At 48.9% G+C, this 12,224-nt stretch carries 15 protein-coding genes; 12 read left to right on the forward strand and 3 right to left on the reverse strand.

The genetic code is table 11. The features are described from left to right. The first annotated feature begins 9 nt into the window (after positions 1-9). From HMPREF3179_RS08860 to HMPREF3179_RS12525, 12 genes are all read left to right on the forward strand, one after another. A complete protein-coding gene (locus HMPREF3179_RS08860) occupies positions 10-450 on the forward strand; it encodes a hypothetical protein (RefSeq protein WP_070470777.1) in 441 nt (146 codons plus the stop codon). Further along, complete coding sequence (gene rpoE, locus HMPREF3179_RS08865) at positions 447-1,052, forward strand: RNA polymerase sigma factor RpoE (RefSeq protein WP_018026417.1); 606 nt, start codon at positions 447-449, stop codon at positions 1,050-1,052. Before HMPREF3179_RS08860 ends, rpoE begins: the two co-directional genes overlap by 4 nt. Positions 1,053-1,078: 26 nt before the next feature. Continuing rightward, the gene (locus HMPREF3179_RS08870) at positions 1,079-1,855 is read left to right on the forward strand and encodes a sigma-E factor negative regulatory protein (protein WP_048767240.1); all 777 of its coding nucleotides are present in this window, start codon (positions 1,079-1,081) and stop codon (positions 1,853-1,855) included. Then, positions 1,852-2,880 (forward strand): MucB/RseB C-terminal domain-containing protein, encoded by a 1,029-nt coding sequence (locus tag HMPREF3179_RS08875; RefSeq protein WP_018026415.1) that lies wholly within the window; start codon positions 1,852-1,854, stop codon positions 2,878-2,880. Before HMPREF3179_RS08870 ends, HMPREF3179_RS08875 begins: the two co-directional genes overlap by 4 nt. A gap of 39 nt (positions 2,881-2,919) precedes the next feature. Continuing rightward, on the forward strand, positions 2,920-4,464 hold the full coding sequence (locus HMPREF3179_RS08880; RefSeq protein ID WP_018026414.1) for a Do family serine endopeptidase: 1,545 nt from the start codon (positions 2,920-2,922) through the stop codon (positions 4,462-4,464). An 82-nt stretch (positions 4,465-4,546) separates the two neighbouring features. Beyond that, on the forward strand, positions 4,547-6,337 hold the full coding sequence (gene lepA, locus HMPREF3179_RS08885) for a translation elongation factor 4 (protein WP_070470778.1): 1,791 nt from the start codon (positions 4,547-4,549) through the stop codon (positions 6,335-6,337). A 22-nt stretch (positions 6,338-6,359) separates the two neighbouring features. Next, positions 6,360-7,175 (forward strand): signal peptidase I, encoded by an 816-nt coding sequence (gene lepB / locus HMPREF3179_RS08890; protein ID WP_070470780.1) that lies wholly within the window; start codon positions 6,360-6,362, stop codon positions 7,173-7,175. An 8-nt stretch (positions 7,176-7,183) separates the two neighbouring features. Continuing rightward, complete coding sequence (gene rnc / locus HMPREF3179_RS08895; protein WP_070470782.1) at positions 7,184-7,957, forward strand: ribonuclease III; 774 nt, start codon at positions 7,184-7,186, stop codon at positions 7,955-7,957. Beyond that, positions 7,944-8,837, forward strand: coding sequence for a GTPase Era (gene era / locus HMPREF3179_RS08900; RefSeq protein ID WP_070470784.1), 894 nt, complete (start codon positions 7,944-7,946; stop codon positions 8,835-8,837). The genes rnc and era overlap by 14 nt, the downstream gene beginning before the upstream one ends. Next, positions 8,830-9,435 (forward strand): DNA repair protein RecO, encoded by a 606-nt coding sequence (gene recO / locus HMPREF3179_RS08905; RefSeq protein WP_070470787.1) that lies wholly within the window; start codon positions 8,830-8,832, stop codon positions 9,433-9,435. Before era ends, recO begins: the two co-directional genes overlap by 8 nt. Positions 9,436-9,699: 264 nt before the next feature. Next, positions 9,700-10,107 (forward strand): TMEM165/GDT1 family protein, encoded by a 408-nt coding sequence (locus HMPREF3179_RS08910; protein ID WP_246824426.1) that lies wholly within the window; start codon positions 9,700-9,702, stop codon positions 10,105-10,107. Next, on the forward strand, positions 10,065-10,265 hold the full coding sequence (locus HMPREF3179_RS12525; protein ID WP_246824428.1) for a TMEM165/GDT1 family protein: 201 nt from the start codon (positions 10,065-10,067) through the stop codon (positions 10,263-10,265). The genes HMPREF3179_RS08910 and HMPREF3179_RS12525 overlap by 43 nt, the downstream gene beginning before the upstream one ends. A 64-nt stretch (positions 10,266-10,329) precedes the next feature. On the opposite strand, the gene HMPREF3179_RS08915 is transcribed toward HMPREF3179_RS12525, so the two are convergent. The 3 genes from HMPREF3179_RS08915 to HMPREF3179_RS08925 all read right to left on the reverse strand — a co-directional run bounded on the left by HMPREF3179_RS08915 (position 10,330) and on the right by HMPREF3179_RS08925 (position 12,217). Continuing rightward, positions 10,330-11,019: a Bax inhibitor-1/YccA family protein gene (locus tag HMPREF3179_RS08915; protein WP_018026407.1), complete on the reverse strand. Its 690-nt coding sequence runs from the start codon at positions 11,017-11,019 to the stop codon at positions 10,330-10,332. Positions 11,020-11,200: 181 nt separating this feature from the next. After that, positions 11,201-11,716 (reverse strand): hypothetical protein, encoded by a 516-nt coding sequence (locus HMPREF3179_RS08920; protein WP_070470789.1) that lies wholly within the window; start codon positions 11,714-11,716, stop codon positions 11,201-11,203. Positions 11,717-11,728: 12 nt separating this feature from the next. Further along, the gene (locus HMPREF3179_RS08925) at positions 11,729-12,217 is read right to left on the reverse strand and encodes a DNA polymerase III subunit chi (protein WP_070470792.1); all 489 of its coding nucleotides are present in this window, start codon (positions 12,215-12,217) and stop codon (positions 11,729-11,731) included. Positions 12,218-12,224 lie beyond the last annotated feature (7 nt).

Consider the following 12,224-nt stretch of genomic DNA (forward strand, 5'->3'; position numbering starts at 1 on the left):
TGTTATTGCATGTCCTCGCCAGTTTTAAACCGAGTTTGGTATCAGAGTTTAGAGATTAAGCCGAGCGCTTATGCGATTTTTTTTAAGGCCGGCTTAATCTGGCTCACTTTGTTACTTTTTTTCGACTTTATTACTTCCTGCTTGATTGCGTCACTCTTATTTGTTTTTTTAAAACATGCTTCCTCCCAGAGGACTTGGGGACTGTCCCTGAGTCCGGAGGGTGAGTGTCGCTATTATCCCTATGATTCTCGTCGTGAGGGTACCCGAGCGGCTGCGATTCGTTGCAAGCCGATCGCCGTGCGTTATGTCTTGTTTTGGTGTTATTTATTGCTGCAGGCAGAGGACGGCAAGCACCATCAATTAATCATTTGCTTACATGCCTTAAAAGCGCAAGAGAAGCGTCGCTTTAATGCCTTATGTCATAATTGGTCTCAGGAGATAATGGCATGAGTACAGAGCGGGAATTAGACGCAGCCCTTGTAAAAAGAGCTCAAGCCGGTGAAAAACGGGCTTTTGAGCTGTTAGTGAGTAAGTATCAGCGACGCATTTTGCGGCTGCTGGGGCGCATTTTATACAATCAAAGTGATGTTGAGGACGTGGCACAGGAAACCTTCCTGAAGGCATATCGTGCCTTGCCTAAGTTTCGCAATGAGAGCGCCTTTTATACTTGGCTCTATCGGATTGCGGTCAACACCGCCAGAAATCATCTTTCCAGTAAACAAAATCAGCTGTTTGTCTCAGATCAACTGGAGAGTCAGGATGGTGAAACTTTTTCTTTGTTAGATAATCTAACAGATGGAGAAACCCCTGAAACACATATGCACAATCGCGAGATTTTAGAGGCTTTGCAGGCAGCACTTGATGACTTGCCCGAGCAATTGCGCCAAGCGATTGTGTTGCGAGAGCTTGAGGGCTTAAGCTATGAAGAAATTGCGGGTGTGATGGACTGTCCTGTCGGCACCGTCCGCTCGCGTATTTTCAGGGCACGTGAGGCGATTTCAGAGCGTCTCAAGTCGTTATTGGGTAGCGATGGTGATGGTAGGCCGTGGTAGCTACCCACCAAAAGGATGTCTTGTAAATGAGTACTACGATAGATTTATCAGCTGCTAAGCACCTCGATCAAGCCGAGCGTCTGAGTGCTTTTTTAGATGGTGAATTAAGCGATGCCGAGCTGAGCGCATTGCTAGATGGTATGGATGATAGTCACTATGCTGAGCTTAAGCGCTATCATCTGATTAGTGATGTGATGCGCGATGGCAGTCTGGCGATTCGTAGCTCCGAGCGCTTTTCAATGCGCTTGGCAGAGGCCTTGGCTGCTGAGCCTGCGCATGTGGCTGAGGCGTCAAGCTGGGAGGATGCGCTGCCGGCGACCGGTACCGATGGTGGCTATGCAAAGCTCCCCGTTCAGTCTGCGACTACGGCGAGTATTCACCAACTACCGGCCAAGCCCAAAGCGCGTTTAGCCTTTGTGGCCGGTGGGGTGGCAGCTGCGATTGCGACCGTGATGACCTATAGTGTTTTTCAGTCGGCGGAGATTCAATCGGGTGCGGAGTTGACGGCACCAGCCTTAGTGTCTAGTGCCCCAGTAGCGCCTACGACCCCAGCGAGCACCTTACACACGACCAGAGAGCCAGTGCTCACAGCCACTACCGATCATGGCGAGCTTAGTCCAGTGCGTAGCTTCCGTGCGGCACCGACGGTTGTGCATAGTGCGCCGGCAGCTGTTTCCTCTGCTCGCGCGGCCAGCGAGGAGTATCGTCGCACCTATCCCGAGTATTTACGTTCACACCGTGATATGTCGGCACAAACGCCATTTATGCAGGTAAATTACCAAGGCGCAGGTTTTGCTCAATGATTAAGTGGATACATCACGCCCAAGCCCTGCTGTTGGCACTGTGTTTAGGCTCAACCTTGAGTGCGCAGGCGGCACCGTCATCAGTGGCTGCAGATAGTCAAGTGGGACAGGCAGTGGAGGAGTTAAATCTAGAGCAATTACTGACGCAGATTCAATTGGCTTCCGCTCAGGTAAATTATCAGGGTGTTTTTGTATCGCATTGGGCGAATCAGCAGTTAGTGACCTCGGCCATTACCAACCTCTACAACAACCATCATTTATTGCGTCGCATCTACTCCATGGATGCTAGTCCGATTGAGATTTTGCGTACCGACGATCAGCAAATCCAATTAGTCCCTGAGCAACAGATTGTGATTAGTATGCCGATTCGGGAGCATGAGTTTCCCGGTCTTTTACTGAGCAAGGCCGACGGTATTGCTAATTATTACTTTGCGCATGAATTAAAGGCGCCGGGTCGAGTGGCTGGGATTCAATGTAAAAAAATTCTTTTAGAACCACGCGATGACAGTCGCTACGGTTTTAGGCTTTGTGTTGAACCGCTTAAGCGCTTATTGCTACAAATCGAAACGGTGAATGCCAAGCAGCAAGTGATTAGTCAGGCCCTCTTTACGCAAGTGCATTTTGACGAGCAAATCGATCCTGAGGCAATTCATACAGCGCATGACTATGTGAATTGGGAGCATCTTAAGCCACGTAGCGATGAGGTCGACTTGGCGGCTGAGGGTTGGGAATTTAGTTTTCCTAGCGGGTTTCATCAAGTTACTAGTTTTAAATTATTGATGGGAACCAATAAGGAGGTTCGTCAACTAACTCTTTCAGACGGTCTTTCCTCCTTTTCCTTATTTATTCAAGAGCTGACGCCAGAGGATCAGGCGCAATACGGACAATCCGATATGGTTGAAGGACCGGTCAATATTTACAGCAGACGGGTAGGCGATTATTGGCTTACTGCGCTAGGTGCTATGCCGATTGCAAGCTTGCAAGCCGTGGCGGAATCTGCTCAGCATCGTTCGCTTGCGGATTAGGTGCTTATATTTTATCTACTAGTATTCAAGGACATTTTTATGTTAGTAAAAAAAACCTTTGTATCCACCTTGTTGGCCATGAGTTTATTTGCTACTCAGGCACTTGCTCAAGATAATAAGCTCGTCCCTTCACCGGTGGTGAAGCAAGAGGCGCCAGCTGCAAATCAAGCTGCGCCAGCGGTGCCAACAACGACAAATCGCCTGGTGGCTTTGCCGGACTTTACTGAGATCGTGGCCAAGACAGAGACTGGCGTAGTCAATATCCGCACCATGGAGTCTGTGCCTGTACGCGGTTTTAGTGGTGGTCGCTTCGGCATGGATCAGGATATGGAGGAGATTTTCCGCTTCTTTTTCGGTCCCGATTTCGGTTTTCCGGGGCAGCGCCGGGATAATGATCGCCGTGGCCCGCAGCAGGGCGATCGAGCCGAGCGTCAGGTGCCAAGCAGTGTCGGTTCTGGCTTTATTATTTCTGAAGATGGCTATATCATCACCAATAATCACGTGATTGATAAAGCCTCTAAAATCATCGTCACGCTGAATGACGGTAAGGAATTGACGGCAGAGGTGGTGGGCACCGATGAGCGTACTGACTTGGCCTTACTGAAAGTGCAGGCAGGTGGCTTAAAGCCCTTAACTATCGGCGGCTCAGATGATCTGCAAAAGGGTCAATGGGTATTGGCTATTGGCTCACCCTTTGGCTTGGATTCCACGGTAACGGCGGGTATTGTGAGTGCCATTAATCGTGATACCGGTGACTATTTGCCCTTTATTCAAACCGATGTGGCGGTTAACCCGGGTAACTCGGGTGGTCCTTTAATTGATCTGAGCGGTAAGGTGGTCGGCGTGAATTCGCAGATTATTTCTCGTTCCGGCGGCTTTATGGGTATTTCTTTATCGATTCCGATTAATGAAGCGATGAAGGTGGTTGAGCAGCTTAAGGAAAATGGACAGGTCATTCGCGGACGTATTGGCGTGACCATTTCTGAGGTGCAAGAGGATGTGGCTGAAGCCATTGGCTTGGCAAATGCCGAGGGTGCCTTAGTAAGTAATGTTGAGCTTGGCAGTCCTGCCCAAAAAGCGGGTGTGCGTGCCGGTGATGTGATCACTAAGTTTGACGGCAAAAGCATCAAAAAATGGTCGGATTTACCCCGTTTAGTTGGCCAGACCCGTCCTAACACTGACTCCACCATTGAGGTATGGCGTCGTGGTAAAGCCGTCGAGTTAAAAATCACGGTAGAAGCGGTTAATGGCGATGCGGCCTTAGCGGCTAAGTCTAATCGTGAGTCGCCAGCGGATAAGTCGACCGCAGCCGATCGTTTAGGTCTGGTAGTGGCTGAACTGTCGCCGGCGCAACAGCAGCTGCTAGGTAACGATGCCGGTGTCGTCATCACCGATGTCCAAGGTGCAGCGGTTGAAGCTGGTCTGATGGTGGATGATATTATCCTCGTCTTAAATGATCAGGATGTTAGAAGCGTTGAACAATATCATCAGTTGGTCAAGGGCTTGGCAAAAAACAAAAATGCCGCTATCTTGATACGACGTGATAATTTAACGCAGTGGGTCGCAGTTCAACCTGAAAAATAAAGTACAATATACGGTGGTTGAACGCTAAAAAAGGCGCAATTTACGCGCCTTTTTTGTTACTTATTGCTTTTTTTCGGAATTCATGCAGCATATACGCAATTTCTCTATTATTGCCCATATCGACCATGGTAAATCGACCTTGGCCGATCGCTTAATTCAGCGTTGTGGGGGTCTGTCTGAGCGTGAGATGTCAACTCAGGTGCTAGACTCCATGGACATTGAGCGTGAGCGTGGTATTACTATTAAGGCACAGACGGCCGCTTTGCACTATAAAGCCAAAGACGGCAATATTTATAATTTAAATTTAATCGATACGCCCGGACACGTGGACTTCGCCTATGAGGTGAGTCGATCGCTTTCGGCATGTGAGGGCGCATTACTGGTAGTGGATGCTTCTCAGGGGGTTGAAGCGCAGACGGTAGCGACTTGCTACACAGCGATTGAGCTCGATGTGGAGGTGATACCAGTACTCAATAAAATGGATCTTAATTCGGCCGATCCCGATGCCGCCAAGGCCGAAATTGAGGAGGTGATCGGTATTGATGCCTCTGCAGCGATTCCCGCCAGTGCTAAAACGGGTATGGGGATTGATGAGATTCTTGAGGCCATTGTCGAGAGAATCGCCCCACCAGAGGGTGATCCAGAGGCGCCTTTACAGGCCTTAATCATCGACTCATGGTTTGACAACTACGTCGGTGTAGTGATGTTAGTGCGCATTGTCAATGGCGTCCTTAAGCCTAAGGACCGTATGCGTTTTATGTCGACCAATCAAACCCATTTGTGTGAGCAAGTGGGTGTGTTTACACCGAAGTCAGAGCAACGCAAGCAGTTAAGTGCGGGCGAGGTAGGCTTTATTATTTCTGGGGTTAAGGAGCTAGAACACGCCAAGGTGGGCGACACCATCACGGTGGTGGGCAAGGAAGCCGAAGCGCCTTTGCCGGGCTTTAAAGAAGTCAAGCCGCAGGTATTTGCTGGTGTCTATCCGGTTGAGAGTAGTGAGTACGACCAGCTTCGTGATTCGCTTGAAAAGCTTAAATTAAATGATGCTTCCTTGATGTTTGAGCCGGAAGTCTCGGAGGCGCTCGGTTTTGGTTTCCGTTGTGGCTTCTTAGGGCTACTGCATATGGAAATTGTGCAGGAGCGCTTAGAGCGTGAGTTTGATATGGATATCATTACCACCGCACCGTCAGTGGTATATGAAGTCGAGCTCAATAACGGCAAGGTGATCACGGTTGAAACCCCTTCACGGATGCCGAGTGTGGGTGAAATCGCCGATATTCGCGAGCCCATCGTCCAGGTGAGTTTATTGATGCCACAGGACTACGTGGGGCCGGTGATGACGCTTTGTAATCAAAAGCGTGGCATTCAGAAGAACATGGTTTACCACGGCCGTCAGGTCAATTTAGTGTATGAAATGCCATTGGCCGAGATCGTGTTGGATTTCTTCGATCGCTTGAAGTCGGTGTCGCGCGGTTATGCTTCCATGGACTATGAGTTTGTTGAGTTCCGCAGCTCCGATGTGGTGCGCGTGGATCTCTTGATTAATGGCGATAAGGTTGACGCCTTATCCATGATTGTGCACCGTCAGCACGCCCGTCAACGCGGGCGCGAGGTGGTTGCCAAGATGCGCACCTTGATTCCGCGACAGATGTATGATGTAGCCATTCAATGTGCCATTGGTGCCGAGATTATTTCCCGTGAAAACGTCAAGGCCTTACGCAAAAACGTCTTGGCCAAGTGTTACGGTGGTGATATCTCACGTAAGAAAAAGCTCTTAGAGAAGCAAAAAGAGGGTAAGAAACGCATGAAGCAGGTTGGTAGCGTGGATATTCCACAGGAGGCCTTCTTAGCGATCTTACAAGTTGAGGATTAATACGCGGAGCAGCTAGATCATCATGGATTACGCCCTAATTTTATTACTTTTATTAATCATCGCGATCGTGGTCAAGGTCATTGATAGGCTCTTACTCCGGCCTCGCAGAGTGGCTGCCTACGGCGAGGCTGAGGCAAAGCATCGTGGTTGGTTTATTGACCTAGTGCATAGCTTTTTCCCGGTGATTTTAGCGGTCTTTGTGTTGCGTAGCTTTATTGTGGAGCCGTTTAGAATACCTTCCGGTTCGATGTTGCCAACCCTAGAAGCTAAGGACATGATCCTCGCCAATAAATTCTCCTACGGAGTGGTGTTTCCGGTTATCAACAAAAAACTTATCCCCGTGGGTAGTCCGCAGCGCGGTGATGTGGCGGTATTCCGCTATCCGCCACAGCCAGAGGTGGATTATATTAAACGCATTGTGGCGCTGCCGGGTGATCGCGTGGTCTATCATAATCACGATAAGACCCTCACGGTCAATGGTCAGCTTTATGGTCAAATGGATTTAGGGCCTTATATTAACCCCGAGCAGCAGGGTGGTGCGCCGGAGCAGTTTGCGGAAGTTGCCGACGGCAAGACTTATAATATTCTGAAGTTGCCTTATGCTAACTTGGCGCGGCCGCATATTCGTTACCCCTTTATGGATCACTGCGAGTACACGGCTGAGCAGCTAAGTTGTACCGTACCACAGGGCCATTATTTTGCTCTGGGCGATAATCGTGACAATAGTGTCGATAGTCGCTTCTGGGGTTTTGTGCCAGAGGAAAATATTGTCGGTAAGGCATTTTTTGTGTGGATGAACTTGGGCTTTAACTTTGATCGTATTGGCTCCATTAACTAGCACTAGCGATGAATTTAAGACAATTACAAGACAAGCTGAACTATCAGTTTACTAACGAGGCGCTATTGATCCGCGCCTTGACGCACCGTAGTCATGGGCAGTCTAATAACGAGCGCTTAGAGTTCTTGGGTGACTCTATTCTTAACTTCACCATTGCATCGATACTTTTTGATGGGTTGAAAAAAGAGGATGAGGGCGATCTGTCACGCATCCGCGCTAGTCTGGTGAATCAACAGACCTTGGCAGAGTTGTCCGGCACCTTGGGTTTATCTGAGGTGCTGCGCTTGGGTGAGGGTGAGCTAAAAAGTGGTGGTTTTAGACGACCGTCCATTTTGGCAGATGCCTTAGAAGCGGTGTTTGGGGCGATCTATCTGGATGCGGACATTCAGACCGCACAGGCGGTGATTGCCCGTCTTTATAAGCCATTAATTGAACGTGTCGATTTCAAAACCGCTGGCAAGGATAATAAAACCCTCTTGCAGGAGCTTTTACAGTCTAAGCGTCTGGCCTTGCCACGCTATGTGGTGGTAGATACCCGCGGTGCAGCCCATGACCAGGAGTTTGTGGTTGAATGTCGGATCGAGGATTTAGGCATTGTGACAGAGGCCAGCGGCCATAGCCGTCGTCAGGCTGAGCAGTCGGCTGCTGCATTGGCTTTAGTGCAGCTGCAACCTATTTTGTCGCAACCACATTTTAATAAAGCAAAGTACTTGGAACGTCAAGCCACGCAATTGAGTTTACCGGTGGCAACTGAGCAGGAACCATCAAATGAGCACAAGTAATCCGCAGCGTTGTGGCTTTGTTGCCATTGTAGGGCGTCCGAATGTCGGTAAATCCACGCTGACCAATGCGCTTATCGGTGCCAAAATCTCGATTGTGTCACGCAAGTCGCAAACCACCCGTCACCGCATACAGGGCGTATTAACGCGAGATAATCAGCAGTTTGTTTTTATCGATACGCCAGGCTTCCAAACGCGTCATGGTGGCGCCATGAATCGTATGATGAACCGTGTGGTGACGCAGGCCTTGTCTGAGGTTGATGTGGTGGTGCATGTAGTAGAAGCAGGGAAGTGGTCTGCTGGTGATGAAAATATGCTACCGCTCTTGCCACAAAATAAGCAGGTGATTTTGGTGCTCTCTAAAATCGATGCTTTAAAAAACAAAGCGGCCTTATTTGATTTTACCGCCAAGCTGATTGCCAAGTACCCCTATGATGCAGTGGTGCCAGTGAGCGCCTTAAAAGACACGCAACTCGATATTTTATTAGATGAAATTGCACAACGCCTGCCAGTGGGCGAATTTATGTTTGATGAGGATGCGCTAACGGATCGTTCCATGCGTTTTATCGCCGCTGAGATATTACGTGAAAAAATCTTTCGTTTAGTCGGTGATGAACTGCCATACTCTTCCACGGTGGTGATTGAGGATTGGCAAGAGGATGATCAGGGTGTGCGGATTAATGCCTGCGTGGTGGTGGAGCGTGAAGCGCATAAGCCCATTCTGTTAGGCGCAGGTGGTCAGCATATGAAGCGCATTGCCAGTGAAGCGCGTCAAGAAATTCGCGCTATGTTAGAAAAACCAGTGTTTCTGGAAGTCTTTATCAAGGTCCGCAAGGGTTGGTCAGAGCATGAGGGTGCTTTGCGTGACTTAGGCTATGAGTAGACGTAAAGCGCGGGTACAAGAGGCCGAGGCCTTTCTTCTTAACGCTTACCCTTGGAGTGAAACCTCAGTAGTCGCCCATGTGTTTGCCAAAGAGCATGGCGTGGTGGTGGCGGTAGCCAAGGGGGCAAAGCGCCCCTATTCAGTCATGCGACCGATTCTTAGTCATTTTCATCCCTTACTACTCAGTTGGAGTGGGCAGGGCGAGGTTAAAACCTTGACTCGCGCAGAATATAATGGCTTTTTCCCAATCCAAGGCCGTGCACTGATGCCGGCTTGGTATATGAATGAATTACTGCTGAAGTTCCTGGCCCCAGAGGATCCGCATCCCGAACTCTTTGATATGTATAGCGAGTGCTTGCGTGAGCTAGCCGAGGGACTCAATGAAAATATTGTGTTACGTCGTTTTGAGTGGGCCTTATTAGAACAAACCGGCTACGGCTTCGCCGATCCCCAACCAGACTTCTATGATCCCGCACAGAATCTGCATTGGCGTAAGCGCATGAGACAACGCTTGGATGAGCAGTTGGATCAACGCGAGCTGAAAACCCGGGATGTGATTCAATCATTGCATCGCTTAGTGCGCGCACATCAAGAGTAAATCCAAAGCGACTACCTGCGCTTGCTTTAGCGCTGATACATGCTATAATTCAAGCGTTCTTAGGGGAGTAGTTAGTCGTATCTTCCTACGAAGCGGTCATCAACACATTTGCCATTATCTCGGCATGGTGACAGCATCTATCGCATGAGAGCTTACCGGCTCCTAGTGAGCAGATTAACGAGACTTAAGACAGACACAAGGCTTGCGAGTGGGCGGTTTTGTGTTTGTCTTTTATCGTATCTGCCCACTGCTTAGGAGTTTAGCTTGGACGCTTTTATCGCCTCATTCTTAGCCGTCGCCTTGGCCGAAGTCGGTGACAAGACACAGTTATTGGCCCTTTTTCTCACTGCTGTGTTCGCACGCAAGTTCGCCATTGTCTGTGGTATTTTTATCGCTACCGTATTGAATCATGCGGTTTCTGCTTGGTTCGGCATGTGGATTGCCGAGCATCTTAATCAAACTCACCTAAGCTGGATTGTGGCCATTAGCTTTATTGCCGTGGGTCTGTGGTTATTAATTCCCGATAAAGACGATGCGGTTGATGAAAAGTATATGCAGTGGGGGCATTGGTCGCGACTACCATACTGTTTTTCTTTGCCGAGATTGGTGATAAAACACAAATTGCTACGGTGCTGCTTGCCGCTAACTACCAGAACTTTTCAATGGTATTAGTGGGGAGTACCGCCGGAATGCTGCTAGCGAATGTGCCCGTTGTGTATTTGGGGGCGTATTTGATGAAGCTCTTGCCCTTTAAACAAGTTCGTATTGGTGCCTGTATTCTCTTTTTGTTGTTAGGCGTGGCGACCTTGCTACGGCATTATTACTTTTAGACCAATAAAAACACCGGTATCACTTAGTTGCGATACCGGTGTTTTTGTATACAGCAAGCTGCAATTAGTCGTTGTTAGTGATACCTAAAATGCTTAATAAGCTCACAAAGATATTGTAAAGGCTTAGGTAAACGGAGAGGGTAGCACTGATATAGTTCGTCTCACCGCCTTGTACAATACGCTGAATATCAACCAGCAAAAAGGCCGAGAAGATCACGATTGCTAATACCGAGATGGTGAGGGTCAAGGCTGGAATCATCAAGAAGATATTCGCAATAGCCGCCACAATCAGTACCACCGCACCGATAATCAAGGTTTTGTGTAGATGGCTGAAGTCACGCTTGGTGGTGCTGGCGATCGTAGCCATCGTCGCAAAAATCGCTGCCGTACCGCCAAAGGCCAACATAATCAAATTGGCACCGTCATTCATGCTGAGCACAAAGCCTAGCATGCGTGAGAGCATGATCCCCATAAAGAAGGTAAATAGTAGCAGGAAACCGACACCGGCAGCGCTGTTACGATTACGCTCGACTAAAAACATCAGACCAAAGGCACCGGCAAAAAAGACGATGGTAGACATGCCTGGACTGAGTAACTGATTGAGACCCAACTGAAGCGCTAACCATGCACCGAAGACGGTGGGGATCATGGAAATGGCTAATAGCATGTAGGTATTACGCAGTACACGATTGCGCACCACGGCACCGGCGGTGCTTTGCTGCTGGTACTGAGTAGGTTGTTGATATTGATTCATGGATTCTCCAAAGAAACGCTAAATAGATAACTTAGAAATAGGCAGATAATAACAGCTTTTGAGTGGCAAATACTGTAAAATCACGTCGTGTTAAAAGCTTACAAAAAACTGAAATCTGTGTCAATAGACAAGCTAATAGTTAGTATGTTCCCCTAGATTGATGAAAGTTTAATGAAAAAAACTAGCGATTTTCAAAATAGCTTGCTAATTCATCCAGTACTTTTTGCTTAATGCGCTTTTCCGCCTCTGCCATTTCATTATTAATAATCACTTGAATGGCATTTTGTAATTGGAGGGGTGTGTGATTAGAGCGATTAGTCGCGTCAGAGGCGCTAAGCGACAGTTCAGCAGCTTGCTGCGCTTGCGCTTGTACCCACGCTGGTGCCTCGGCTAAGCGTAACTTATTGCTCGGCTGAAAGGTTCTTTTGGTGCTGGCTACCGGCATAGGGGCAGGCTCCACGGCACTGGCTCTGCTATCGGCTTCAACCTCAGCTGCTGCCGGGCTTAAGGTCGGTATCTCCACATCGAAGTCATCGAGTGCATCCTCGTCTGCCGGACCGACAATTGGGAAATCCTCAACGGCCTCTGATGGACTGACAACGGGATAGTCATCTGCTATCACATCCTCTTGCGTCGTTTGCTTGGCTGGTGCTTCACGCGGTTCATAAGGAGGACGTTTGCGAAAAAATGAACTCATGACTTGATTCCTTTAATTGCTAGTCATTTGGTGTGCAATTAGATTGGCGCCATCGTTGCGATAGTGCTTCCAGCGATTGCGGGCGTATTGCTTATCCTGCTCGTGCTCGGAAACAATTTCGAGGACACAGGCAAACTGCGCATAATGCGGCGGACAGGCCAAATCAAGATTGAGTAGCCACACCTCCTCTGCAATGGCAGCGAGCTCACTAGCAGCCAGTAAACTCGAATCCTGCACTAACAGCACGGGCGCTGGCTGCTGCTCGTGCCCCCAGTCCTCATGGATGAGTTGCGCTAAATGCGCCGCAGATTCTACTTGTTCGTGTGGCACAAAGGCAGTCGGCGCAACATCCCAGAGCATGCGACTGAAGCCATCCAGTCGCTTTTGCTCAGAACTATAAACCAGGATTTTTTTGGCCGAGCGATAGTTTTTGGCAGCCGTCAGTGCCGCTTGTTGAATGCGATGTCGAACCCCAAACGCAAAATACACCCTAACGCTCATGGCCATT

The organism is Oligella sp. HMSC09E12 (genome assembly GCF_001808505.1).
Lineage (GTDB): Bacteria > Pseudomonadota > Gammaproteobacteria > Burkholderiales > Burkholderiaceae_B > Oligella > Oligella urethralis.